We start from the raw sequence: 24,344 nt of genomic DNA, 5'->3' as shown, positions 1-24,344 counted from the left end.
CCTAAACGAAAAAGTAAGGACTTTCAGCAGATCACCTCATTTGCTAAAAGTCCTTACTTTCCTATGTACTAATTGAGTACTAGTGATTAGGAAATGGTAATTATTTTCCCCAAATCCTCCCAGAAGTGAGGATAAGATTTTACGACTACGGAAGCATCGTCAATTTCTAGATTTGTACACATCGCTAATGGAGCAAAAGCCATAGCCATTCGGTGATCTTCATAGGTATGAATTGAGGTACCTGCCCGATCCCAACTAGTTTGTTCATTGGTTACAATACGGTACTTCGTATTTGCTTCTTCTTCGACCAGGTTTGCATCAAACTTTTGCAACTCCTGTTGAATGGCCAGTACACGATCCGTTTCTTTTACTTTCAGACTTTCTATACCCGTAAACTCGGCCGGAATTCCCTTTACAGCGGCAATGACGGCAATGGTTTGAGCCAGATCAGGGCAATGGGTAAAATCCCAGCTAAAAGACTTTTCGGCAGGAATTTGGGTCAGGTGAAAACCCCGTCCGGTATACGTACTTTTAACCCCCAACTGTTGCATAATAGCAATGATGGCAGAATCTCCCTGTAACGAATTTTCTTTTAAACCCAACAGTTCGACTTCCGATCCTTCGGGTCCCAGAGCAACGAGACTGTACCAGTAACTGGCGGCGGACCAATCGGACTCAACGGCGTAATCGCTCGACTGGTACGGCTGAGCGGCCACCCGAATCTGGCGGTTTTCCCAATCTGCCGTAACGTCTGCTCCAAACTGCCGCATCTGCTGGATGGTCATTTCAATGTACGGAATCGACCCAAGTTGACCCGTCAGATGTAGTGTCAGACCTTCTGGTAAGGTGGGAGCAATCATCAGAATGGCCGAAATAAACTGGCTACTGACGTCACCTCGCATGGTCAGATCTTTCGTACCCGCGTACGAAAAACCTTCGAGCTGAAGCGGTGGATAACCCTCCTTGTTCTGATACGTGATGCGGGCTCCCAATTCCCGTAACGCCTCTACTAAAATGCCAATGGGCCGTTCCTGCATCCGGGCCGTTCCGGTCATTACTTTCTGGCGGTTAGCCGCTGCATAGTAGGCCGTCAGAAAACGCATGGTTGTACCCGCGTCGAGTACATCGGCTACGGGTTCATCGCGTTGCAGCAGTCGCTGCATGGTCTGGGTATCGCGAGCTTCTGACAGGTTGCTGAGCGATCCCGTTCCCCCCGCCAGAGCGTTGAGGATTAGAGCACGGTTGGACTCTGACTTGGACGCCGGTAACTGAATTTGGGCCTGAAAAGGCTGAGTGATCTTATGCAGGAAAAGCTTTTTCAAAACAGTACAGAAAATAGATCGGTGATTGCAAGGCCAAAATTATTCATTTTCGCGGGTTTTGCCCGGTTTTCTGACAAACTGATTCCCCTGGATACTAAAGAAGGGGCTACTTACCGGTAATTTCCGGAAGTAGCCCCTCTCCTATTTACTGCTTCTTTTAAAACGTTTGCAGTACTTTCAAACGATTCCGGTGACCAATTTTCATGGCTTTGTGCGTGGACTTGTAGCATAAAGCACCTAGGCCAATCAAACCACCACTGACAATAGCCGTCGAGGAAGTCAACTCCAGCGATGATCCCTTCAATTCTCTGTTCCAAACCGGACCAAAGAAATCCATGATAAAATACAACGCTCCGGCCGCGGGCAGTAAATACCCAGCTTGCGTAGCCAGCGAACTTCCTTTCATAAAGTACACTTTCCGAATGTCTGACAAACGGTATTCGGTATATTCTTGCTGATTCGTGATTTCACTAAAATCCGCAAATACGAGCGTTGAATCGGTTACCGCGAAGATGTTATCACGGATTTTTCCGCTCTGGCCTTTGGCTTTAAAAACAAATTCATCACCCGCGAAAAATCGCTTTCGCCCCCCTGGATAATCCACAGCAATGTATCTGATCGTTTGCCGGGATGTCATGGCCCGGCCCGTTGGTGAAGGAGGTTGCTGGGCGTACAAAGCGGGTGCCCAGAGTATTGCAAGTAAAAAGAGTAGCCATTTCATGGTTTCAAGTACGGATGGAGGTACAGAGCAAACGTATCGTATTAACAAAACGTATTTCTTACCCTAGGGTTTCAAACAAAGGTATGTAATCCCTTGCTTACTCCACAGACACCTAAAGTCTGTTTAGGATTAATGAATGGAGACGCCACCAGAAACAATAAACTTCATCACTTCCGTTGCGTTGGCTTTTACGGGCTTTACGTGTTCCTTCGGTAGGATAAATAAATGTCCCGAAAATGCGTACGATTGGGGGAAATAAACCGCTACAGATCCGGGTAAATCCCACTCCGAAAGATCAGATTGGGTTAAGAATCCCAGCCGGTATAATTCCGTATTCGTATCCATTTTGACGAGCACGGGCTGATTAAATTTTTTCTTATCGCCGACGAAAGCGGAGGTTAAATCTTTCAGGGAAGAATAAATAATTCGTACCAGTGGAAGGCGATTAATAAACTCTTCAAAGAGATTAAATACGGGAATAATGACAAACGTTGACCCCAGAAAACCCACCAGAAAGACAATAGCTAACACAATAACCATCCCTACTCCCCAGAGGCGAACCTGATTTTCACCCGTACCGATTCCTACGGGAATTAGTCCGTCAAGGTATAAAAATGCCTGGTATAAAATGTAGCCCGTGAAGAACAACGGAGCAATCAACAACAACCCGCGAATGAAGTAACTGACAAAGCGATTGATTATTCTTTTTTTCATGGAAGAAATAGATGGAAGGGGGAATCTATTCTACAATTCGGATTCCTTCGTCAAAGTTCATCGTTCTGTCATTTAAAATCTTACTGACTATAGAAATATAAAAAGAGCCGTACGCTTAGGGGCATACGGCTCTTTTTATATTTCTATTCGTTGTATTACCTAAATTGGCCTAGGTTCTTACTAATGAACGTAGCGTTTAGGTTAGATATCGAAAATCCTGGCCTGCTTCCAGTTTCAGTAAGGTCTCGTACATCAGCCGAATGACTTCTTCTACATCCTGTTTGTGTACGGTTTCTACCGTCGTGTGCATGTACTTGAGCGGCAGAGAGATCAGGGCGGAAGCCGTTCCTTCAGCGGCGTAGGCAAACGAATCCGTATCGGTTCCCGTTGAGCGACTTACGGCCTGCCGCTGAAACGCAATTTGCTTTTCTTCGGCTACTCCGATTAGGAAGTCCAGCAGGTTATTCTGTACGGCCGGACCGTAGCACAACACGGGACCACCTCCGCATTTCAAGTCTCCCTGTTCTTTCTTGTCGTACCGGGGTGACGTAGTATCGTGAGTAACATCGGTACAGATGGCCACGTCCGCTTTCAGGCGACGGGCAATCATCTCAGCCCCGCGAAGACCGATTTCTTCCTGTACGGCATTGACTACATAGAGCGTAAACGGTAGGGAAACGTTATTTTCCTTCAGCATGCGAGCTACTTCGGCAATCATGAAGCCGCCGATCCGGTTATCCAACGCCCGACCTACGTAGTACCGATCGTTGAGTTCCGTCAACTCGTCTTCGAAGGTTACTACACAACCCACGTGAACGCCTTTTTCCTCCAATTCTTTTTTGGTAGCCCCGCAATCGATCGTCAGGTCCGTTACCTTGGGAGCGGTGTCCTTTGCCAGATCGCGTACGTGAATGGCAGGCCAGCCGAAAATGCCTTTGACGATTCCTTTTTTGGTGTGAATATTGACACGCTTGGACGGAGCAATCACGGCATCCGAACCACCATTCCGACGGACGTAGATGTACCCATCATCGGAAATGTAATTAACAAACCAGGAAATTTCATCCGAGTGTGCTTCGATCACCACCTTATACGGCTGCCCGGGATTAATAATGCCTACTACGGTGCCGTAAGTATCGACGATATAGTCGTCAATGTAAGGTTTAAGATAATCCAGCCAAATCCGTTGTCCTGCGGCTTCAAATCCCGTTGGAGAAGGGTTATTCAGGTATTGATAGAGAAAGGTTTTGCTACTTTCAGTCATAATAGGATGGAAAATGATAATGATGTGTAGGTACTAAGAACGAAAAAACCAGCAAAATTACGCATGATTCGTTCGCTGAATGGTACTAAAAATTCGGACCGTTTACCTTCCTTTTCGCAGTTCGTCCTGCCATTCTTTCAGTTCCACCCAACGTCCCTGCGTAGCTAATTTGGCCTGATCAGGCCAGGTCGTAGGATCATGCATCTGAAACCGGGAACCGGCGGCATTCAGGATTTCTTTAATCCGCTCGGGCGAAGTAGCGGCTAGCTGGGTGAAGCTGGAAATACCTTCATTATTTAACAGCTGCTCGATTTTGGGACCGATCCCTTCTATCACTTTCAGATCATCCGGTTCTTCGTATAAGATCGGAGCGGCCGTTCCGGTTGTGATTCCCGGAATCCCTTCCGCCGGCGTTATGTCCATCGGAATTTCCATCAACGGCAGTTCTTCCACAACAACGGGAACGGGTGGTTTCGGCTTGGGCGGATTCGTCTTTGACTCGCGACAATGCTCCAATTCTACCCGTTTGGTAGCAATTTGCATTTGCATCGCGTCGATCTTACCGTGTAAAGCCCGGCGGCCCAGTAACCAGCCTAAACCGGCCGCCAAACTCATAAACGTGACCGCTTCGAGCACGGCAATGGGAATATTCTGACTTAACGATTGTACAAGTAGCATAGTTGATGTCGAAGGATGAAGCTCTGTTTATTCTTTTCCTTTTTGCAATTCCTGTTGCCAGGCCCGAAGTTCATCCCACTTGCCTTCCTGAGCCAGGCGAGCCTGACGGGGCCAGGTATTGGGATCCTGAATCTGAAACCGGGAACCCGCCGCCCGCAGAATAGACATGACGTGCGAGGGTTCGGCTACGGCTAGCTGAGCAAATGTTTTGATGCCGGCTTCGTGCAGAAGCTTTTCAATTTTCGGGCCAATTCCTTCAATTTTTTTGAGGTCATCTTCTTCGTGCGGTACGGCAGCGAGCGGCTGTATGGCTTCTTCCGCGGGTGGAGCCACAATGGGTTCGGGCAGCGGACCGGCGGTTCGAACCGGCGGCTTGGGTACGTACAGACCTTTATGACACTGATCCAGGTCAAACTCAATCTGGCGAATTTCCGCTTCGAGATGATGGAGTGTATTCTTACTTTTCAGAAATCCAATCAGGTACCCCAGGATACCCGCCCCCAGCAGAAAAAGTAGGTGTTGAAGCCACGCACTTTCCAGTTGTAAGGGATTAAAATGTTCATACATAATTGCAGTGATTTGAAGGATAAGTCAACCTGCCAAAATGGCTAGTGCTTACATTTTTTGTTCCTGAACAACGATCGTAACCCGACGGTTGGCTTTTCTGCCCGCAGGCAGGGCGTTATCGGCAATGGGTTGCGTTTCGCCTTTTCCATCGGTTACCAGCTGTTCGCTTTTTATGCCTTTCCGGATGAATTGTTTCTTTACCGCTTCCGCCCTACTTTTCGATAAACGCAGGTTATGATCGTCGGGCCCTTCGCTGTCGGTATGACCAATCAGTGTCAGGCGTTTATCTGGATGCTGTTTCAGGTATTTCTTCGCTTCCTCAAAAAATTTATCGTTGTCTTTTGTCCGAATAAATTGGTTACTACTAAGCGGGAAATATAAATCCATGGGTTTGAAAATCCCTTCATACGTAGCGGCAGCCGCTAGTTCTTCTTCGGTTTGTCCTTTTGGTGCTCGTAAGACGGGGGCAGGTTCAGGTGATTCAGGTGTAGCGGGTTCAGATACTGCGGGCTCGGCTAAGCTGGTTTCAGCAACCGTATTCGGGAGTTCAGTGGCACCTGCAAAGGCAAACCCAGCTCCGTAAATGGAATCGGCCGGACTAAAGGCCAGATCCAACTGTTTGGCATCGATTCGCACCTGTGGCTGCGGGACGCCAGCCTTCACAAAATACTGACGGATGGCATCGGCCCGGGCCTGTCCCAGGGTCGGGAAAGACGTATTATTTTCCTCAATGGAGGAATAAAATCCGGTAACGGTTAGAATCTTCTTGGGGTTTTGTTTCAGATAACCGGCCAGAGCCTGTAGTTGGGGCTCGACGGCTCCGGTCACGACTCGTCCGTTTGACCGGCCAAAACTCAGGTTGTTCTCGGAAGTAACGTGAAAATGAGAGCCATCCTGAATATCCAGGGCAGGACTGATAAAGGCTTCCGAAGATTCCGTTTTCGTAAGAGGTTTGGGGTTTCCATCACACAATTGTTTAATCTGACAGACGTGCCAGTAAGTCCCTCCGGCTATCCAGCCGATGAGTACCAGCCATGTCAGGGTTTTGGCGATTGACATACAGAAGGTTAGCTAATAAATGTACCGATAAACATAAACTTGTTTTCTTAGACTAAGCTTCAGGATGTGGGAGTCATTCACGATTCGGAGCAGCGAAAAAAGACAGAAGCCTAATCGAAAGCAACAAGAATTGAATGATAAATGCAAATTTACTTTCGATTCCAATCTTGCCCCACTTTACACAAGTGTTTGGCAGGATCACTTAAAAAGCAACCGTATTTAACGGAAAAAGTTATAAAAAAAGCCTCACCCGTAGGCGAGGCTTTTTTTATACACTTATCGTAAGGTCAAATCTTAGCGATTCATTGACAACAGGAACTCTTCGTTCGAACGGGTACCTCTCATTTTTTCGAGCAGGAACTCCATCGATTCCACCGAGTTCATGTCGGACATATACTTCCGCAAAATCCAAACACGCTTAAGCGTTTCGGGATCCATGAGCAGATCTTCGCGACGTGTACCCGAAGCCGGCACGTCAATGGCAGGGAACATCCGGCGGTTGGACAGTTTCCGATCCAGCTGGAGTTCCATGTTACCCGTACCTTTGAATTCTTCAAAGATTACTTCGTCCATCCGGCTTCCGGTTTCGATCAGGGCCGTAGCGATGATCGTCAGCGAACCACCGTTTTCCACGTTACGGGCTGCTCCGAAGAAGCGTTTGGGTTTGTGTAAGGCGTTGGCATCTACCCCACCCGAGAGAATCTTACCGGAAGAGGGTACCACGGTGTTATACGCACGGGCCAGACGCGTAATGGAATCTAGCAGAATCACGACATCGTGACCGCATTCTACCATCCGCTTGGCTTTTTCCAGGACCATGCTGGATACTTTCACGTGACGGTCCGCCTGTTCGTCGAAGGTGGAAGAAATCACTTCCGCTTTCACACTACGCTGCATATCAGTTACCTCCTCGGGACGTTCGTCAATCAGCAGAATTATTAGGAACACTTCCGGGTGGTTACGGGCAATGGCGTTGGCAATTTCTTTCAATAATACCGTTTTACCCGTTTTAGGCTGAGCAACGATCATCCCCCGTTGTCCTTTTCCAATCGGAGCGAACAAATCGAGAATACGGGTAGAATTTTCGCGGCCCGAAGTAAACAGGTTCAGTTTTTCCGTCGGGAACAGCGGCGTCAGGTATTCGAATGGAATCCGATCCCGAATTTCTTCCGTTGTTTTTCCATTTACGGATTCAACCCGTAACAAAGCAAAGTATTTTTCTCCTTCTTTCGGCGGGCGAATGGCTCCGCGTACGGTATCCCCCGTTTTCAAGCCGAACAGCTTGATTTGGGAAGGAGACACGTAAATATCATCGGGGGAAGCCAGGTAGTTGTAATCCGCCGACCGCAGGAAGCCGTATCCACCATCGGACATGATTTCGAGTACGCCTTCGTTTTCAATCAGGCCATCAAACTCCCGGATATGCTGGTTATAGTTTCGCTTCACCTGCTGCTGCAATTGCTGCGAACGCGGGTTGGGCTGCAAAGGCTGACCACTTTCGTCGGTACGACCTTCACGGGGCTCACGAGTAGTGGGACGGTTTGATTCAGGGCTTACCGGATTGGCTGCCGGTGCCGATTCGCTTTCCGAAGGCATCACTTCCATCGTGGACTGATACGCTTCATCCAATGAGAAATCATTTGCCAATTCAGCGGGGATTTCCATTTCATCTACGGGCTCAAATGCCTGCTCCTGCTCTTCTGTCACCGGCATAACCGATGTGGGTATAGTATCAGGTAGCTCCTCGGAAACACCACCCCGACGAATACGGGTGCGTTTGTGGCGATTTTCGGATTCCGTTTGGGCCGTCGTAGTAGGTAGTACTTCAACCGGAGCAGGCTCGGGTTGAGATGCAGGAATCAATGCAGCGGGGCTTTCTTGAACTTCCTCTGGTACTTCTGAACTTATAGATTCCGCTTCGGGAGCGGAAGGTGCAGCGGGCTCTTGGGCCGTTTTTCGTGTACGACGAGCCCGTGGTTTATCGGATGCTGCTGGCATAGGGGTAGGACTAGCGGGCTTCTCTTGGGAAGTTTGCCGCTCTAAAATTTTGGTAATGAGTTCGGATTTGGACAGTTGGGTTGGATTGGATATACTCAACTCCCTTGCGATTGCTCTCAATTCGGACAGCAGCCGCAAACTCAGCTCTTCTGATGTATACATGAAAAATACGTATCAATCACGGCCGTGCCGGAATAGAATGAAACAGGATAGTCAGGCGAAATTGATAAATGCGTTGGGTTCTTTCGAATTCATTCACAGGAGGGTAAAAGCTACTACTGTCGGGGAAGAGGATGGTTCCGGCTTCTGGGATGCGTCGCTGGGGTGAATGAATTGCAAAGGTAAAATGTTCTTCAGCAATTTGTCAATATCTCTATGTAAACTTTTTTAGGACAGCGAATTATCACTGACGGACTGGGTTTGAAAATCATTTTTAAGATTTACAGTGCTGATTGGGCTGGCAAAGCGAACATCATTTGCTTCGACAATCTGCATAATTTTAAAATTCAGCTCTTCCTTCACGCGATTAAAGGTCCGGAAATCACTGGTTTCTACATGATAAATGATCAACACGTCAAATGATTGATCGCCGAAGGTATCGAAACGAACGCTTCCGGGCTTGTTTTTGGTAAATTCATGGGCATCAATAGCGTCCTGAATCTGATCAATCACTTGCTTTAAAGCCACCGCAGACGTTTTTAAATCCAGACGAATGGTGTATTTCGCTCGTCTGAACTCCCGCTGACTCTGGTTTTCCAACATTTGAGAGACAATCAAACGATTGGGAACAGTCATCATACTTCCGTCTACCGTGCGTATACGTGTACTGCGAAACCCGATTTTTTCGACGTCGCCCATCGTCTGGCTAATCTGAATGGAATCGCCAACGACAAAGGATCCATCGGCAAAGATGGTAAAGGAAGCGATCAGGTTTTCGAGCGTTTCGCGGGCAGCCAGAGCGACCGCGATACCTCCAATACCCAACCCTGCAATCAGCGTCGCAACATCAATATTAAAAATCTTGCCTGTGATGATTAATCCGGAAATTACCACCACCAGTACAATCAGAATGTCCTTCAGAAAAGGTACTAACTGATCGTCTACTCTGGTTTCGGTCCGTTCGGCCCTTCGTTTGAATACGACAGCCAGAAACTTAACGAAACGAATCACAGCCCACGTCAGAGCCAGGATAAGCAAACTTTTATAAATCCGGTAAAGGATGAGTCGAATGCCAAACTCGGTTTTGTGAGCTAAACCCCAGTGGATGGGAATACGGATCAGGTCGAAAGCAAAATACACCATGACCAGTAAAAAAACGTATTCCAGCGGACGGCGTAATAGTGCGACAAACTCCTGTACACTTACTTCGTTTTCCCGGGAGACTTTGCGAACGACGGCAAAAAGTACCTGGCTGAGTAAACGTCCAATGGGGCGACGCAGTAAGGTACCGACTAGCAGAGTACCAATAAAACCAAAAAAATTGAACCAGTGATTACCTGGAAGTACTTTATTTAAAAATTCCTGAAACGGTTCCATTCGAACTGAACGGGATTGTAAGCCTTAGCACGACGAAGACGCCAGTTGCTCTTTCCAATACCGGTAGGCTTCGGGGGTATCAACGCTAATTAACTCTGAGGGCTGCGGGGGACACAGAAGTGTAACGTCGGAAGTTGTTAAAAATTTCCGCAAGCTTAAATGATTTTTTTCAAATAATAAGCGAATCAGCGAAAAACTCCTGGGTTCGTAAATCGTTACCAGGGGTTCCGGTAACGCATCAGCCCCGGCAAAAGCGGTTGCCAGACTTGCGGAGTTACGATTTTGCACTAACGATTCCAGTGTAACGTGCTGAACGAGTGGCATATCCACTGCTAAGACCAACCAGGCCACGGAGGAATTGGTTCCGAATGCCGTAAGTAATCCGCCCATGGGCCCTTGCTGGTACGAATCGATCTGACAATTTTCAACGGCTGGCCGTTGCTGCTCCGGATTTACGGATACGTATACGCATTCGCAGTACCGTTGCAGAAGTTCATAAGCTCGTTTCCATTGCGGCTGGTTCCCGTACGGAAGCCAGGCTTTATCCGTACCCATACGAGTACTTTGTCCGCCGCCCAGTACCAGTCCCCAGAGCGGTGGCGTCACCTCGGTATCGGGAAGTAAAGCCATAGGTGCGTATTATTTTCCCTGAAAATCGGATTTGCCGCCGGTTTTTTTCAGCAAACGGGTTTCCTCAATGACGATCTCATGGGACAGAGCCTTACACATGTCATACACCGTCAGAGCAGCAATGGTGGCTCCGGTGAGTGCTTCCATTTCTACGCCCGTTTTCGCTTCCAGGGCACAGGTACAGTCAATCTGCACCCGATCTTCAATGACTTCGATCTGAAATTTACAGGAATCGAGCCCCAGTGGATGACAGAACGGAATCAGCTCTGACGTTTTCTTGGCCCCCATCGTTCCGGCAATAATGGCCGTATGGAAAACGGGACCTTTCTTGGTACGAATGTCGCCATCCTGCAAGGCCGCCAGTACGGCCTCGGGCAGACGCACCACACTACGGGCCGTAGCCGTACGCCGCGTTACGGCTTTATCGCCCACGTCTACCATGGTTGGATTGGCCTGTTCGTCAAGATGAGTGAAGCTCATAAGGTGTGTTTTCAAAAGTCAATAAAAAACGCGTATCCGGGAGTTGTTCCCCTGATACGCGTTCAAATGTACTTTTTTTACGGATTATCGGGCACCCGGAGGGCAGTTTTTCAGCAAAAAGTCCGTATAGGTTTTAGACAAGTGTTGAGACGTTCCCTGACCTTCGGAAATACTGTGCGTCCGGTTCGGATAAATCATCAGACTGAACAATTTACCCGCTTTGATCAGTTCGTTGATCAATACTTCCGCATTCTGGTAATGAACGTTGTCATCGCCCGTACCGTGAATATACAGCAGATTACCCTTCAGATTTTTCACGTGACTGATCGGTGAACCTTTCAGATAGTCGGCCTCGGCTTCTGCCGGAATACCCATGTAGCGTTCCTCGTAAATGTTATCGTACAAATGCAGGTTCGAAATGGCCGCAATGGCGATACCGGTCTGATATACGTCCGGGTACTGCATCAAGGCGTTCAGGGTAGACATCCCACCCCCACTCCATCCCCAGATGGCAATCCGGTCTTTATCGACAAAGGGCCATTTGATGACTTCCTGCGTAGCCAGGGCCTGATCTTTGGCGTTGATAATGCCATTGTTCCGGTAAATGGCTTTCCGCCACTCCCGACCCTTCGGAGCGGGCGTACCCCGGTTATCCAGTGAAATGTAGATGTATCCTTTGTCGGCCATACTACCCTGAAACAGACGGTTGTAACCCACGCCAAACTGATCGGTTACCGTGGCCGAAGCGGGTTCGCCGTAGACATAAAACACCACTGGATACCGTTTGGTCGAATCAAAATTGGTCGGTTTCACCATCCAGCCGTCCATTACGGTTCCTTCGGAGGTTTTTACCTGGAAGAATTCGACTTTCATCCGGCCGGGTTTTAATTCCGGCAGACTTTTGCCATCCGCGGCTTTGTGCGAAGGCAGACTGATGAAGCTCTGCGTCGGCTGCGTATTAGCCGAGGAGAAATCGTGCTGAGCCCACAAACCGTTGGGAGAAATTTCGTAGTCATTCGTGCCCGCATACGTGGCCGGGGTCAGGCGTTCAGCTTTTCCTTTACCATTGAGCTTCAGGCGGTACAGATACTGCTGCGTGGCGTTGGTGGGGGAAGCAGAAAAGTATACCCAACCGTTTTTCTCATCCACCGTATAGATTTTAATAATGTCGTATGGTTCTGCTGAAACGAGCGTTTCCTTGCCCTCTTTTGTAACGCGGTACAATTGACGCCAGCCACCTTTTTCGCTCAGGTACAGGAATTCTTTGTTACCCGCCAGCCAGTACCAGTTGGTCACTTCGCTTTCGGCCCAGTTACTACGAACGTCTACCCAGGCGTCGTCCTTTTCGGTGTTGATGGCCTTCGCCGTTCCCGTGGTTCCATTGGCTACGTAGAGCGTACTAACCTGTTGACGACGGTTCAATTGCTGAATGAGCAGTTCCTGACTTCCCGGAATCCATTCCATACGGGGCAGCAGGTTGTTATCCGGCTCACCGGGAATCTGAATTGGTGTAATTTTTCCCGTAGCTACTTCTACCGTTTTCACAAACGTTGGAGACGGTTTCTCGCCTGCTTTCGGGTATTCAACGGGGACGTTAAAGGAGTACGTTGAATCTGTATTGTTGATCATCAGGAAGTTCCGGATCTTGCGGGCATCCACCGTCCAGAACGCGATGTACTTGCCATCGGGCGACCAGCGAAAGCCATCGCGGCAGTCGAGTTCTTCTTCGTACACCCAATCGAAGGTACCATTAATCAAACGATCCGTACCATCCGTAGTGAGGGCTTTGGCCGTTCCCGTACTCAGGTCTTCTACGTACAGGTTATGACCGGAAACGTAGGCCGCCTGCGTACCATTGGGCGAAAGCTTGGCAAACATCAGCGAGCTTTCAGGCCGTGATGCTCCGAGTTTTTTCAGGGAATTACTGGCCAGATCCAGCACGTAATAATCACCCCGGGTCGGGTACCGCCACACGCGTTTGGCATTGGTATAGAGAACGGCTTTTTTGAGGGTAGGCAGGTAATCAAACGCCAGTACGCGAATGGGCTGCGTAGCACCCTGCGGAATGAGCTGCTCTTTTTTAATAAGCGTCGTTTTCGTACCCGTTTTTACGTCAACCTGTACGAGCTCGCCACTTTGAAACTGCCAGTACGCATTTCCATCGGGCGACCAGTGAAACTTGCGGGCATCCAGGATGGTCAGGGCCTGGGGGCCATACGGCTCGGTACTGGGCTGAGCCAGCGATACCACCGAAACCAGTAAAATGATCAGGGGGATTAGGAAGGACTGTTTTCTCATAAACTTGGTTTTGCATGTGTGACTGGAACCGGTTCTCAACGTTATCCTTATCAGCTGGGGTCAGAGCGGTTTTCCGACGATCACAATTCCACAAAGAGAACCAAGAAAATTAATATTTACAAAGCATTCGCCGACCGAAGCATTGATTGAATAGACATCCTCTCCCATCTTTGAGTTTCATTTGTTCGCTGCTGCTCTTATGCTTTCCGTACACGAAGCTTTTACTACTGTTTTTTCCCAGACGATTCACTGGGGTACTGAATCGGTCTGGCTCCACGAAGCCGGCGGACGCGTGCTGGCAGAAGCCATTACGGCCGACCGTGATTTCCCGCCTTTTGACCGGGTAACTATGGATGGTATTGCTTTATATCTGGAAGCTCCCATTCAGGAGGGTTTATTCCGGATTGAAGCCACGCAATACGCGGGCGAGGCGGCCAAACACCTCATCTCCCGGGCTTCGGCTATCGAAGTGATGACCGGGGCGGTATTGCCCGAAGGAACCAATACGGTGGTTCGTTACGAAGATCTTGTTTTTTCTAATTACGGAGATAAACGCTTCGCGGCCCTGCAAAATCTGGTTACGCCCGGACAGAATATTCACATCCAAGGCAGTGACCGTATAACGGGTGAAGTGCTCATTCCGACGGGTACACGCCTGGGATCATCCGAAATCGGAATCCTGGCTTCCGTGGGAAAAACGCAGGTACTGGTTGAAAAACGCCCCAAAGTGGCTCTGATTTCGACGGGAGATGAATTAGTGGAAGTCAACCAGACGCCCCTGCCCCACCAGATTCGCCGGTCAAGCGGTTACCAGCTGGCGGCGGCTTTGCAACAAATCGGGTTTTCGAGCCAATTGTTTCACCTACCCGACCTTCCAGAATCCCTGGAGACGAACATTCAGGATATTATGAATCGTTTTGAGATCCTGATTCTAACGGGGGGTGTGTCGGCGGGTAAAAAAGATTTCATCCCCGCTACGCTGGAAAAACTGGGCGTACAAAAGCATTTTCATCAGGTAGCCCAGCGACCGGGAAAACCGCTGTGGTTTGGCACGCGGGGTACGCAGCATGTAGTCTTTGCCCTGCCCGGGAATCCCGTATCGACGTTTGTTTGCTTTTTACGGTACGTTCGCCCCTATCTCGTCCACGAATCAGCAGTTCCTGCCAAAGCCGTACTGGCGGAAAATCTCGTATTTAAACCTAATCTCACGTACTTCGTACCCGTAGCCGCTAGTTTTGCTGAAGATGGCCGACTCATGGCCCAACCGCTCAAAGGCTCCGGTTCCGGCGATTTCGCGAATTTGCTGGATTGTACGGGGTTTCTGGAACTACCCGCCGATCGCTCGGAGTTTCAGGCGAATGAAGTATTCCCGTATCTGGCGTTTCGGTAAAACCTCCGCTTGAATTGATTCGATTCGTATTCCGCTCCGCTACTACGTCCCGATTTCATTGAAGCAGGAACACGTTGGCAGGCCTATTTTCCTGAACAATTAACACTATACGTCAGATCTGGGAAAGATAAACTATTCCCGCCGATACCTGAACCGTTCTGCTATTCCTCTGCTTGACCCGAGAAAGAAAGTACTGTTTCAAAATCGCTAAACCTATGTTCACGCTACCCGCTATGCTTCAGGAAGTTCAACAAGAGTTTCGGCGAATCTTTCAGTATTGGGAAACGCACGACGTCGATCCCCGGGGCGGCTTTTACGGGCGGGTGGATGCTCAGAATCGACCCGATCCGGCGGCGGATAAAAGCATTGTACTCAACGCCCGGATTCTCTGGTCTTTTTCGAATGCGTACCGGGTTACCAAAAATCCAGCTTATCGTACTTTGGCCGATCGGGCCTTCGCGTATATTCAGCAATACTTTATGGACGCGAAACACGGCGGGGTTTACTGGTCGGTCCAAGCCGACGGTACGCCGCGTGTCACTACCAAGCAGCTGTACGGACAGGGTTTCGCCTTGTACGGTCTGAGTGAGTACTACCGGGCTACGAAACAGGTCGAGGCCTTAACAGCCGCTCAGCAATTATTTCGTACGCTGGTTGAGCGGGCGTACGATCCTAAAAACGGTGGATTCATTGAGGCGTTCCATCAGGATTGGTCCAATACGGACGAGTACATTTTAAGTAAAGGCGAACTCCGCAAGTCCATGAATACGCATTTGCATCTGATCGAGCCCTTCACGAATCTGTATCGGATCTGGCCCGATGCGAGTGTACAAAAACACGTCCGTTCGATGCTAGAACATGATTTCATGCAGCACATCATCGACCCTACAACGTACCACATGCGATTGTTCTTTACGGAAGACTGGCAGGTACGCTCTTCGGAAGTATCCTACGGGCATGATATTGAAGCTTCCTGGCTACTCTACGAAACCGCTGAAGTACTGAACGACAAAGCCTTACTGGCCAAGACGAAAGAGTTGAGTTTAAAAATGGCGACGGTAACGCTGGAAGGTCTCAACCCCGACGGAGCCCTCACCTACGAATACAATCCTGAAACCGGGCATAGAAACGAAGACCGGAGCTGGTGGGTACTGAGCGAGCAACTGGTGGGTTATTACAACGCTTATCAGTTGTCGGGCAAGCAACATTTTCTCGAAAAAGCCCGCAAAAGCTGGGAGTTCATCAAAACGTACTTACTCGATACGAAAAACGGCGAATGGTACGAGAAAACCGATGCCGCTCATCATCCTTCGTTGAAAGCCGATAAAATCAACGCCTGGAAGTGCCCCTATCACAACAGTCGGGCGTGTTACGAAATTATGCATCGGATCCAGCCCAAGTAACAAATGAAGTTTTTAAAAAAAATCAAAAACTCCATTCGTTGTTAAATAACTCTGACTTACAGCCATTTACCTTTTAATAATAAACTTGCCCTTCTTTTCTGCTCCCGATATTTTCAGTCCTTTTCCAACCCGGCCTTTTAAAACCGGGTCATCAAACGTAGAAAGCTTTTTCAGACCTTACCGTCTGCCACTGCATCAGTGCGAGATTACGTATTTATTTTAACTAACGACTATTCCATGAAACTGACGAAATGGCTATGCGTGTGGTTCTTGGCCGCCGGAATCATGAGTTGCAGCAAAGAGAGTTCAACTCCTTTTTTATTAATGTCGACGGATTTTACGAAGGGCGTCGGCCAGGAATGGAAGGCGGGTTTTGCCGAATACTCCACGCAAACTGACACCAGTTCCATTCAAATGCGGTCGGGTTCCCGGAAATTACCGGCTCCCCTGGACACTACCAAATCGGGTTTTATGCTTTCGGCGTACAACCGTAGCGACGATATGTTCATGTACATTTACCAACGCGTTTCCAACTTTGCTCCCAACACAAAGTACAACGTGGAGTTCTTCGTTGAACTGGCTTCCAATGCTGCCGAAGGCAGTGTAGGCGTGGGTGGTTCTCCCGCCCATTCGGTCTATCTGAAAGCCGGAGCAACGGGTACTGAACCCGTTACGAAGCTCGAAGGAACCCAGTATGTCTTCAACCTGGATAAAGGGAATCAGGCCAACGAAGGAAAAGACATGATTATTCTGGGAGATATTGCTACTAAGTCAACCGATCCCGTTTACAAGCTTATTCAGCGGAGTAACACAAAATCATTTCAGGCTACATCCAACGCCAAAGGTGAGTTATTTCTCGTCGTCGGTACGGATTCGGGCTACGAAGGCCTGACGACGCTATACTACAGTATCATTCAGGTTCGCTTTACACCGGCTCAATAATATTGGTTTTCAACGCTTCCTATCTGCTCTATTACGAAAAAAGCCCCTTCATGGGGCTTTTCCTTTTACCGGGCTTACTGAAATTTCAGATCGGCTACAATGGCTTTGTGATCGGACTCTTTCATATCCAAGGTACGGAAACCTACCGTTCGGAAGCCTTTGTTGGTCAGCACGTGGTCGATGGGAATCATCAGGGGGCCATAGCCATTGCGGTACGTTGGGCTGATGCCAAACCCCTTGCGGGAAGCCTGCATCCCCGAAGATGCCACCAGCGAACGGTACACGGGCGAGAACACACTGACATTAAAATCACCCGCCAGAATGGTCGGAACCGATTCCTTCGCTGCTTGATCGAACGCGTATTGCAGTCGTTCGTTCCGGCTTTCAAACCAGGTGGGATTGAGCGGCGTCTTCGGGTGTACTGAAATCAGGGCAATTTCACGGCCCTTTACCGTAGTATGCACGTGTAGCATTCGATTGGCAGTCACCGCGGCGTGGTTGACCCGCAGGGGGGTTCGGCTGCCAATGGCTACGTAACAATGCGTTTTGGAATACACCAGATACCCGTACGGATACTCGCGGTGCAGTTCCTGGCGAAATTTTTGGAATAAGGGTGGCGTAGCCTCGGCAATGAGTACAATGTCGGCGTTTTCGCGGCGAATGCTTTCCAGAATAGCGTCGTACTCCAGATTCGTAAAGAGCACATTAGTATGCATGATTCGCAAATCGGCCGGCTCCGCCGCCGGGGTCTTACTCGTCACCCAGGGCAGTACCAGCCAGGCATTCAGCAGGACACTGAATAAGGCCACCGCGTATAGTCGGTTCCGAAAAAGAATCCAGTAGATGAACAGGAATCCGGCAATGGCTAGACACTGGGCGGAAAAATGGCTGAACAATTCGAAGAAAAAGAAGTGGCTTCCCAGACGCCCTAGTAGGCATACCAGCAACAAAGCGTACGTGCAAAAGGCGACAACAGACTGCCAGAAATGAAATTGTTTTTCAGCTTTTCGGTTTTGAACGGGAATCGGACTTTCGATGGTTTTCACGAGTTCATTGATTAATTATGGCGGAGGGAAGGAATGACATGTTTACTTTTTACAAAAATACGGGAATCATTCTGATTCTCAGAAGTTCAACTTCAATGCCTTTTGTACCTTCCAAAGAAAGCATCGTACAAATCAAGTAAATACCAAATAATACCTGCCCTTTCAATAAAATTGCACAATTTTGTTCCCTAGTTCATGCAATCAAGGCTTTAAACCGAAGCTAACGTTTAGGGTCTTATTACTGCTTATTTCTATTCGTCTTTTATCCTTCTATTCCATTGAAACTGCTTCTTCACGCTCACACCTTGCGGCTACGCCACACCTTTACGATTACGCACGAATCCCGAAACGAGCAGCCTACGCTCATTGTTGAACTTCAGGACGGTGACTATTCCGGCTACGGCGAAGCTACTGAAACCACCTATTACGGCGTTTACATCGAAGGCATGATGGCCCAACTGGAAGCCGTACGTACGCTCATCGAAAACTACGCCGGAGGTACACCCGAAGAATTTTTCGACTTCATCGAGCCGCATTTGCGTAATGATCATCCCTTTGCCCTATGTGCACTGGATGTGGCCTATAACGATTTGTACGCGAAGAAAGCGGGCAAAAAACTGTACGAGGTCTGGGGGCTGGACCCCTCCGATAATCCCATCACTGACTACACCATCGGTATGGATACCCTGGAAAAGATGGTGGAGAAGATGAAGGAAATGCCCTTTCCGCTCTACAAAGTCAAGCTGGGGACCAAGGAAGATATTGCAATCATTCAGGAACTACGGAAGCACACGGACGCGGTATTTCGGGTGGATGCCAATACGGCCTGGGATGTGGAAGAAACTCTTCAAAATTCGCGGGCGTTGAAAGAACTGGGTGTTGAATTCATCGAACAGCCCATGAAAGCCACCAACTGGGAAGGTATGAAACGGGTATTTGAAGAATCAGCCCTCCCGCTGATTGCCGACGAAAGCTGTATCGTGGAAGCCGACGTGGCCCGTTGTTACGGATTTTTTCACGGTATCAATATTAAACTGATGAAGTGTGGGGGCCTGACGCCCGCCCGCCGCATGATTGCCCACGCCCGCCAACTGGGCCTGAAGGTGATGGTGGGTTGCATGACCGAATCGAACATTGGCTGCTCGGCCATTGCCCAGTTGTTGCCTTTGCTCGATTACGTGGATATGGACGGTATTCTGCTCGTTGACGACGATTTGTCTACGGGTGTATCGATTGAATACGGCAAGGTGATTTACGCTGAAGAAAATGGTACGGGAGCCCGCTTATTGAATCGCTAACACGGTTTCAGAGCAAGCATTCGTAGGATTTAAATGTAACGTTTATGTTTTATACGGACGAACTTCCGGGGCGAACCGTCGTACTCGACCAGCGGGAATTCCTCTGGTGCAGCGGCACTTCGTACCTGGGCATGAGCCGAAACCCGGTCTTTATTGAGCGGGTACTGGAGGGCATCCGTCGGGTGGGTATCAACTGGGGTAGTTCCCGGAACAATACGCTTCGCCTGGCGATTTATGAGGAGGCCGAACGCGTACTCGCTCAATGGATGGGTGCTCCGGCGGCCCTGACCGTTTCGTCGGGTATGATGGCGGGACAGGTAATCCTGAAATGGTTAACCTTTTCGCAACCGGGCGTTCTGGTTTTATACGCACCCAATGTCCATCCGGCTCTTTGGGCGGATGATTTCCTTCCCGCTACGGAATCGTACGAAACCTGGTTCGCTGAGCTGCCCGAACGCATTCGGCAGTCGCAGGCACCGGAGGTAGTGATCGTGACCGATTCCGTGGGTTCCCCGCATACCCGACTGGTTCCCTTCGACTGGATGAATCACTTACCCACCGAAGCCCGGATCACGGTCGTGGTCGACGATTCGCACGGTCTAGGGGTGTTTTCTCAGGGCCGGGGGATTTATTCGCAATTGTCCGCACCCGCGAACGTACGACTGTTATACGTCGCCTCTCTGAATAAAGCCCTGAGCGTGCCAGCGGGCGTACTGGCCGGACCAGTAGAGGTGATGGGGGCAATCCGTCACTTTCCGATGTTTAGTGGAGCCAGTCCGGCAAATCCGGCCAACCTCTGGGCGTTCACGCAATCGCTGGGACTGTACGATGAAGCCCATCAATTGCTCAGCCAGCGGGTGGATCAGTTTGTTGAGGAACTGGGAGCGTCGATACGACTCTTTCACTGGCTGCCGGCGTATCCGGCCTTCACCACGGCACAGCCTGGCCTGCACGAGTATCTACGCGAAGCGGGAATTCTAACGGCCTGTTTCCCCTACCCCGGCCCTAATGATCCCGCCATTACGCGGCTGGTCATTACGCCCCTGCACGAGCCTTCGGATATTAGCCGTATCGCGGGGGCCTGTCGAGCGTACGAAGTCAGGGCCAGTGTAGCGAGTGAACAGACGGAAGCTTAACATCGTTAACCGTGCGTAGACGATGCCGTCCTTCTTATCTTTCTTGAACTGATGAAGAAAATCCTAACCCTGGGTCTTTGCCTGACCGCATGGTCCGCGATGGCTCAGCATACCCCGATGAACGAGATTATTGCCAAAGTCCAGCAGCAGTATGCCCCCGATAAACGAACCGTCATTTTTCAGGTAGAAGCGACCGAAGACGGGCACGTAAGGGGTAAGACCAGCAGTCTGGAAGCCCATCAGGCCCTGCTCGCTGAACTGAAAGCCGCGGGCACTTCGGTCCAGGACGACATGCAGGTACTGCCCTCCGCCGAACTGGGTGAGAAAACGCAGGCCATCGTTCGCGTTTCGGTGTGTAACATTCGTTCCGCTCCCAAACACGCGGCCGAACTGGCGACGCAGGCCCTGCTGGGTACGCCACTGAACGTCTACGAACAGGAAAATGGCTGGTACCGCGTACAGACGCCCGATCAGTACATTTCTTGGGTTGATCATGGCTCCATCCAGCTGGTTACGAAAGCCGAGGCCGAAGCCTGGGAGAAGACCCGCAAGCTCTTGTACCTGACGCCCTACGGTTTTACGTACAGTGAACCGAATACGGACAGCCAGACGGTATCGGATATTGTCGCCGGCGATTTGCTGGCGTACCAAGGCGAGAAAGGTTCCTTTTATGAAGTAGCGTACCCCGATGGCCGGAAAGCGTATATCAAAAAGACGGACGCCCGTTTTTACGCCGACTGGCTGGCTTCGGTACGGATTTCGGAAACTTCGCTGGTGAGTACGTCCAAAAAACTCATGGGACTACCTTACCTCTGGGGCGGTACTTCGTTTAAAGGAGTCGATTGCAGTGGCTTTACGAAAACGGTGTATTTTCTGAACGGCGTCCAACTCCCCCGGGACGCGTCCCAGCAGGTATACTCCGGAATGCTGGTCGATGCGGAAAAAGACTGGTCGAAGTTACGGCCCGGTGATTTGTTGTTCTTTGGAAAACACAACGAGGACGGTACTGAGAAGGTGGTACACGTGGCGATGTGGCTGGGCGAAAACCAGTTCATTCACGCTTCCAATTACGTCATGGTCAGTAGCGTGGACCCGACGGCGGCGAATTATGATGCGTTCAATGTAGGTCGGTACCTGCGGAGCAAACGCATTATTGACCATTACACCAACGCCCTGAAACTCAGCAAAAAGTAAATTATTTAAAAAAAGGCTGCAGGGAAAGCTTGACAAAGCCTCTTGAAGTCACTACTTTTGCATTCCCGATCGGAAAGATACCCAGTATCAAACGATCAAAAGACGGTTGCGTAGCTCAATTGGATAGAGCATCTGACTACGGATCAGAAGGTTTGGGGTTCGAATCCCTACGCGACCACTACCGTTGGAAAATGGTTACACCACCCGTCCGACATTCCAAAACAGTAATCGAGTATCGGTTGCGTAGCTCAATTGGATAGAGCATCTGACTACGGATCAGAAGGTTTGGGGTTCGAATCCCTACGCGACCACTTAAAGCCTGCTTCAGCTGAAGCAGGCTTTTTTGTTTTCAATCTTCATACTTTCGTCACACCAAAAGTTTTGTAAACTGCCCCTCAACCCCGTTTTTTACACCTTCAAATTCCTTTAAACGGAAAACGGGCCGATTCGGTCCTTCTTCACTTACCTAATCAATACGCTTCTGCTTGACCAGGATCTTATACCATTGATCAGCATTTTTTCGCGTACGTATGTCTCTTTTTCCTTTTCGAATGAAGTATTACAGGCTCAGCCTGAAGTGTTTCCTGTTGGTTTGGTGCTCCGTGTGGCAAGTGATGGCTTTTGCCCAGCGTAATCAGGTGAATGTGTTTCTGGGCTCTTCCGGCGATCATGGGCAGCTATCCCCGGCGGCGACTTCGCCCTTTAGCCAGTTGAGTATTCTGCCGCTTACGGTGCCGGGTACGCACACGGGCTACGAATATCTGGCGAAGGATGTACTCGGTTTTACGCACAATCGCTTTGAAGGCGTAGGCTGTCAGGGCAGCGGTGGACTGCTGTTACTGAAACCCTTTCTGGGGACGCAGGACGATGGCAAGCCGCTTCGTAAGGTTTCCGATACCGCCCAACCCGGTCAGTATGCGATCTCGTTTACGAACGGCATACGTATGAAAGCGACCGTTCTACAGAACGAAGGCCTGTCCGAATACACCTTCCCCGAGGGAGCTAAAGGCTTTCGGCTCGATCTGGGACATACCTTCAACCGGGCCTTCGTTGGCGAACAGCATACCCTGAACGGATCCCGGGTGTCGGGATGGATTCAGGCGAAAACGACCTGTCACGCGGGCACGTATACGATCTATTACGCCCTGGACCTTGGTACTACTGCTACCTGGACGGAGGAATCCAACCACATCCTGATCGCCCATTTGTCGCCCGCGACGCGTCAGGTTCCGGTACGGATTGCCTTTTCGGCAGTCGATCAGGCCTCTGCCGAACAACGCCTCCAGCAGGGAGCTACGCAGACGTACACGTCCCTTTTCCAAAAATCCACTGCCGCCTGGAACGACCTGCTGGGTATTGTTCAGGTGGAAGGCCCCAAAGATCGCACCTCGCTTTTCTACTCGTTACTATACCGAACCATGCAGTCGCCCTTCCGGATTTCGGAAACCGATGGCCGTTTTCGGGGGACGGATGGGAACATTCACGAAGCCACCAGCCCCCGGTACCACGGCTGGGCCATCTGGGATAACTACAAAACGCAGCTGCCCCTGTTAGCTCTGCTGTATCCTCGCTTGTATCAGGACATTACTCATTCCATTGCCAACCTCTACCGCTACGGCAAGTACGATTTTGCGGGGCCTACCGAACCCGCCAACTCCGTGCGTACCGAGCACGCGGCGGTGGTCCTGCTGGATGCTGTCCGCAAAGGGTATACGCTGGACGTACCCGCTATCCGGCAGGCTTTGCTGGCGGATACGGCCCGTTTTGATTTTAGCAAGCCGGATAAATTTCTGGAAGCGTCCTACGATCTGTGGATGATGGGAAAACTCTTCGAGGGCCTGCACGAGCAACCCCTGTCCGAGCATTTCCTGCGTAAATCCCAGGCGTATCGCCCCTTGTGGGAGAAGGAATTCAAAGACCTGAGTAAGTCCGACGTGGACCGCATGTCGGCTCGCAGTATGTACCAGGGTACCATCCGGCAGTATCGCTGGTCGGTCCCCTTTGATGTTACGGGTCTGGTGCAACTGGCGGGTGGCCGGAAAGCCTTTACGGAGCAACTCGACGACTTTTTTGATAATCATTATTTCAACCGGGCCAACGAACCCGATTTGCAGTCGCCGGCACTGTATTACGCCAGTGACAAACCCTGGAAGTACCAGCAGCTCGTGCAGCAACTGGCCGTCGATACGGTCGTGCAGTATTACTTTAATGATAATAGTCGCGGGATTGGAGCCCACATCGACCGCATTTACAAGAACGAACCCAAAGCCTTGGTACGCACGATGGATGACGACGCCGGAGCCATGTCAGGCTGGTTTGTACTGACGGCTCTGGGCATTCAGCAGCCGCTGGTGGGCGAACCCATCTATTACCTGAACGTTCCTTTATTCAGGAAAATCACCATTCGGCTTCCCTCGAAAAACCTGGAAATCAGCGTACCTAATTTTTCCAATCAACGGCGATACATTCAGCGGGTAACCCTGAACGGCAAAGATTTAAAACGACTCTGGCTTACGCACGAGGAACTGACCGGAGGGGGTAAACTGGTGATCGAAGCCAGCGACAAACCGACGACGTACGGAACGGAGAATATCTGGATTTCGGGTAGTGAGCGTTAGTTTCACTGCGTATCTATCCTACGTTCAGGACTTCCATCTATCAACTAAAA

At 50.0% G+C, this 24,344-nt stretch carries 20 protein-coding genes and 2 tRNA genes; 9 read left to right on the top strand and 13 right to left on the bottom strand.

Annotation, left to right across the window (positions count from 1 at the left end):
* Nucleotides 1-86: 86 nt before the first annotated feature.
* The 12 genes from C5O19_RS07545 to C5O19_RS07490 form a co-directional block, all read right to left on the bottom strand.
* Nucleotides 87-1,322 (bottom strand): 3-phosphoshikimate 1-carboxyvinyltransferase, encoded by a 1,236-nt coding sequence (locus C5O19_RS07545; protein WP_104711016.1) that lies wholly within the window; start codon nt 1,320-1,322, stop codon nt 87-89.
* Between the two features lie 157 nt (nt 1,323-1,479).
* Complete coding sequence (locus C5O19_RS07540) at nt 1,480-2,043, bottom strand: hypothetical protein (RefSeq protein ID WP_133163322.1); 564 nt, start codon at nt 2,041-2,043, stop codon at nt 1,480-1,482.
* Nucleotides 2,044-2,172: 129 nt separating this feature from the next.
* Nucleotides 2,173-2,757 (bottom strand): DUF502 domain-containing protein, encoded by a 585-nt coding sequence (locus C5O19_RS07535; RefSeq protein ID WP_104711013.1) that lies wholly within the window; start codon nt 2,755-2,757, stop codon nt 2,173-2,175.
* Nucleotides 2,758-2,953: 196 nt separating this feature from the next.
* Nucleotides 2,954-4,021: a M42 family metallopeptidase gene (locus tag C5O19_RS07530; RefSeq protein ID WP_104711011.1), complete on the bottom strand. Its 1,068-nt coding sequence runs from the start codon at nt 4,019-4,021 to the stop codon at nt 2,954-2,956.
* Nucleotides 4,022-4,123: 102 nt separating this feature from the next.
* Nucleotides 4,124-4,699: a hypothetical protein gene (locus C5O19_RS07525; protein ID WP_104711008.1), complete on the bottom strand. Its 576-nt coding sequence runs from the start codon at nt 4,697-4,699 to the stop codon at nt 4,124-4,126.
* A gap of 27 nt (nt 4,700-4,726) precedes the next feature.
* Nucleotides 4,727-5,266, bottom strand: coding sequence for a helix-hairpin-helix domain-containing protein (locus C5O19_RS07520; RefSeq protein WP_104711006.1), 540 nt, complete (start codon nt 5,264-5,266; stop codon nt 4,727-4,729).
* A gap of 48 nt (nt 5,267-5,314) precedes the next feature.
* Entirely contained in the window at nt 5,315-6,325 is a 1,011-nt protein-coding gene (locus C5O19_RS07515; RefSeq protein WP_104711004.1) for an OmpA family protein, read from the bottom strand.
* A 294-nt stretch (nt 6,326-6,619) separates the two neighbouring features.
* Complete coding sequence (gene rho / locus C5O19_RS07510; protein WP_104711002.1) at nt 6,620-8,485, bottom strand: transcription termination factor Rho; 1,866 nt, start codon at nt 8,483-8,485, stop codon at nt 6,620-6,622.
* 225 nt (nt 8,486-8,710) lie between these two features.
* Nucleotides 8,711-9,859 (bottom strand): mechanosensitive ion channel family protein, encoded by a 1,149-nt coding sequence (locus C5O19_RS07505; protein WP_104711000.1) that lies wholly within the window; start codon nt 9,857-9,859, stop codon nt 8,711-8,713.
* 24 nt (nt 9,860-9,883) lie between these two features.
* On the bottom strand, nt 9,884-10,489 hold the full coding sequence (locus C5O19_RS07500; RefSeq protein WP_104710998.1) for an NTP transferase domain-containing protein: 606 nt from the start codon (nt 10,487-10,489) through the stop codon (nt 9,884-9,886).
* 9 nt (nt 10,490-10,498) lie between these two features.
* Nucleotides 10,499-10,969, bottom strand: coding sequence for a cyclic pyranopterin monophosphate synthase MoaC (moaC, locus tag C5O19_RS07495; protein ID WP_102200465.1), 471 nt, complete (start codon nt 10,967-10,969; stop codon nt 10,499-10,501).
* An 84-nt stretch (nt 10,970-11,053) separates the two neighbouring features.
* Nucleotides 11,054-13,267 (bottom strand): S9 family peptidase, encoded by a 2,214-nt coding sequence (locus C5O19_RS07490; protein WP_104710996.1) that lies wholly within the window; start codon nt 13,265-13,267, stop codon nt 11,054-11,056.
* 199 nt (nt 13,268-13,466) lie between these two features.
* Here C5O19_RS07490 and C5O19_RS07485 point away from each other — a divergent pair, with 199 nt between their 5' ends.
* The 3 genes from C5O19_RS07485 (at nt 13,467) to C5O19_RS07475 (ending at nt 17,002) form a co-directional block, all read left to right on the top strand.
* On the top strand, nt 13,467-14,657 hold the full coding sequence (locus C5O19_RS07485) for a molybdopterin molybdotransferase MoeA (RefSeq protein WP_104710994.1): 1,191 nt from the start codon (nt 13,467-13,469) through the stop codon (nt 14,655-14,657).
* Nucleotides 14,658-14,872: 215 nt separating this feature from the next.
* Entirely contained in the window at nt 14,873-16,060 is a 1,188-nt protein-coding gene (locus C5O19_RS07480; protein WP_243406344.1) for an AGE family epimerase/isomerase, read from the top strand.
* Between the two features lie 237 nt (nt 16,061-16,297).
* Nucleotides 16,298-17,002: a hypothetical protein gene (locus C5O19_RS07475; protein WP_133163321.1), complete on the top strand. Its 705-nt coding sequence runs from the start codon at nt 16,298-16,300 to the stop codon at nt 17,000-17,002.
* A gap of 74 nt (nt 17,003-17,076) precedes the next feature.
* On the opposite strand, the gene C5O19_RS07470 is transcribed toward C5O19_RS07475, so the two are convergent.
* A complete protein-coding gene (locus tag C5O19_RS07470; protein WP_104710990.1) occupies nt 17,077-18,048 on the bottom strand; it encodes an endonuclease/exonuclease/phosphatase family protein in 972 nt (323 codons plus the stop codon).
* Nucleotides 18,049-18,326: 278 nt separating this feature from the next.
* Between C5O19_RS07470 and C5O19_RS07465 the strand changes: the two genes are divergently transcribed.
* The 6 genes from C5O19_RS07465 to C5O19_RS07440 all read left to right on the top strand — a co-directional run bounded on the left by C5O19_RS07465 (nt 18,327) and on the right by C5O19_RS07440 (nt 24,294).
* Entirely contained in the window at nt 18,327-19,346 is a 1,020-nt protein-coding gene (locus tag C5O19_RS07465) for a dipeptide epimerase (RefSeq protein WP_104710988.1), read from the top strand.
* A gap of 44 nt (nt 19,347-19,390) precedes the next feature.
* Nucleotides 19,391-20,482: an aminotransferase class I/II-fold pyridoxal phosphate-dependent enzyme gene (locus C5O19_RS07460; protein WP_104710986.1), complete on the top strand. Its 1,092-nt coding sequence runs from the start codon at nt 19,391-19,393 to the stop codon at nt 20,480-20,482.
* A gap of 51 nt (nt 20,483-20,533) precedes the next feature.
* On the top strand, nt 20,534-21,676 hold the full coding sequence (locus tag C5O19_RS07455) for a C40 family peptidase (protein ID WP_104710984.1): 1,143 nt from the start codon (nt 20,534-20,536) through the stop codon (nt 21,674-21,676).
* Between the two features lie 104 nt (nt 21,677-21,780).
* Nucleotides 21,781-21,854: transfer RNA gene (locus C5O19_RS07450), tRNA-Arg, on the top strand.
* A gap of 59 nt (nt 21,855-21,913) precedes the next feature.
* Nucleotides 21,914-21,987 (top strand) — tRNA-Arg (locus C5O19_RS07445).
* Nucleotides 21,988-22,206: 219 nt separating this feature from the next.
* Nucleotides 22,207-24,294: a glycoside hydrolase domain-containing protein gene (locus tag C5O19_RS07440; protein ID WP_207766387.1), complete on the top strand. Its 2,088-nt coding sequence runs from the start codon at nt 22,207-22,209 to the stop codon at nt 24,292-24,294.
* Nucleotides 24,295-24,344 lie beyond the last annotated feature (50 nt).

Source organism: Siphonobacter curvatus (assembly GCF_002943425.1).
Lineage (GTDB): Bacteria > Bacteroidota > Bacteroidia > Cytophagales > Spirosomataceae > Siphonobacter > Siphonobacter curvatus.
The sequence above is the reverse complement of the archived record's forward strand: the minus strand, read 5'-3'. Positions and strand labels throughout refer to the sequence as shown.

Excerpts from the sequence above, each read along its gene's own strand:
- C5O19_RS07460 (WP_104710986.1), top strand. The coding sequence starts at position 19,391 with ATGTTTTATACGGACGAACTTCCGGGGCGAACCGTCGTACTCGACCAG.
- C5O19_RS07530 (WP_104711011.1), bottom strand. The coding sequence starts at position 4,021 with ATGACTGAAAGTAGCAAAACCTTTCTCTATCAATACCTGAATAACCCT.
- C5O19_RS07520 (WP_104711006.1), bottom strand. The coding sequence starts at position 5,266 with ATGTATGAACATTTTAATCCCTTACAACTGGAAAGTGCGTGGCTTCAA.
- C5O19_RS07525 (WP_104711008.1), bottom strand. The coding sequence starts at position 4,699 with ATGCTACTTGTACAATCGTTAAGTCAGAATATTCCCATTGCCGTGCTC.
- C5O19_RS07500 (WP_104710998.1), bottom strand. The coding sequence starts at position 10,489 with ATGGCTTTACTTCCCGATACCGAGGTGACGCCACCGCTCTGGGGACTG.
- C5O19_RS07475 (WP_133163321.1), top strand. The coding sequence starts at position 16,298 with ATGAAACTGACGAAATGGCTATGCGTGTGGTTCTTGGCCGCCGGAATC.
- C5O19_RS07515 (WP_104711004.1), bottom strand. The coding sequence starts at position 6,325 with ATGTCAATCGCCAAAACCCTGACATGGCTGGTACTCATCGGCTGGATA.
- C5O19_RS07490 (WP_104710996.1), bottom strand. The coding sequence starts at position 13,267 with ATGAGAAAACAGTCCTTCCTAATCCCCCTGATCATTTTACTGGTTTCG.
- C5O19_RS07455 (WP_104710984.1), top strand. The coding sequence starts at position 20,534 with ATGAAGAAAATCCTAACCCTGGGTCTTTGCCTGACCGCATGGTCCGCG.
- rho (WP_104711002.1), bottom strand. The coding sequence starts at position 8,485 with ATGTATACATCAGAAGAGCTGAGTTTGCGGCTGCTGTCCGAATTGAGA.
- C5O19_RS07505 (WP_104711000.1), bottom strand. The coding sequence starts at position 9,859 with ATGGAACCGTTTCAGGAATTTTTAAATAAAGTACTTCCAGGTAATCAC.
- C5O19_RS07535 (WP_104711013.1), bottom strand. The coding sequence starts at position 2,757 with ATGAAAAAAAGAATAATCAATCGCTTTGTCAGTTACTTCATTCGCGGG.
- C5O19_RS07485 (WP_104710994.1), top strand. The coding sequence starts at position 13,467 with ATGCTTTCCGTACACGAAGCTTTTACTACTGTTTTTTCCCAGACGATT.
- moaC (WP_102200465.1), bottom strand. The coding sequence starts at position 10,969 with ATGAGCTTCACTCATCTTGACGAACAGGCCAATCCAACCATGGTAGAC.
- C5O19_RS07540 (WP_133163322.1), bottom strand. The coding sequence starts at position 2,043 with ATGAAATGGCTACTCTTTTTACTTGCAATACTCTGGGCACCCGCTTTG.
- C5O19_RS07440 (WP_207766387.1), top strand. The coding sequence starts at position 22,207 with ATGTCTCTTTTTCCTTTTCGAATGAAGTATTACAGGCTCAGCCTGAAG.
- C5O19_RS07480 (WP_243406344.1), top strand. The coding sequence starts at position 14,873 with ATGTTCACGCTACCCGCTATGCTTCAGGAAGTTCAACAAGAGTTTCGG.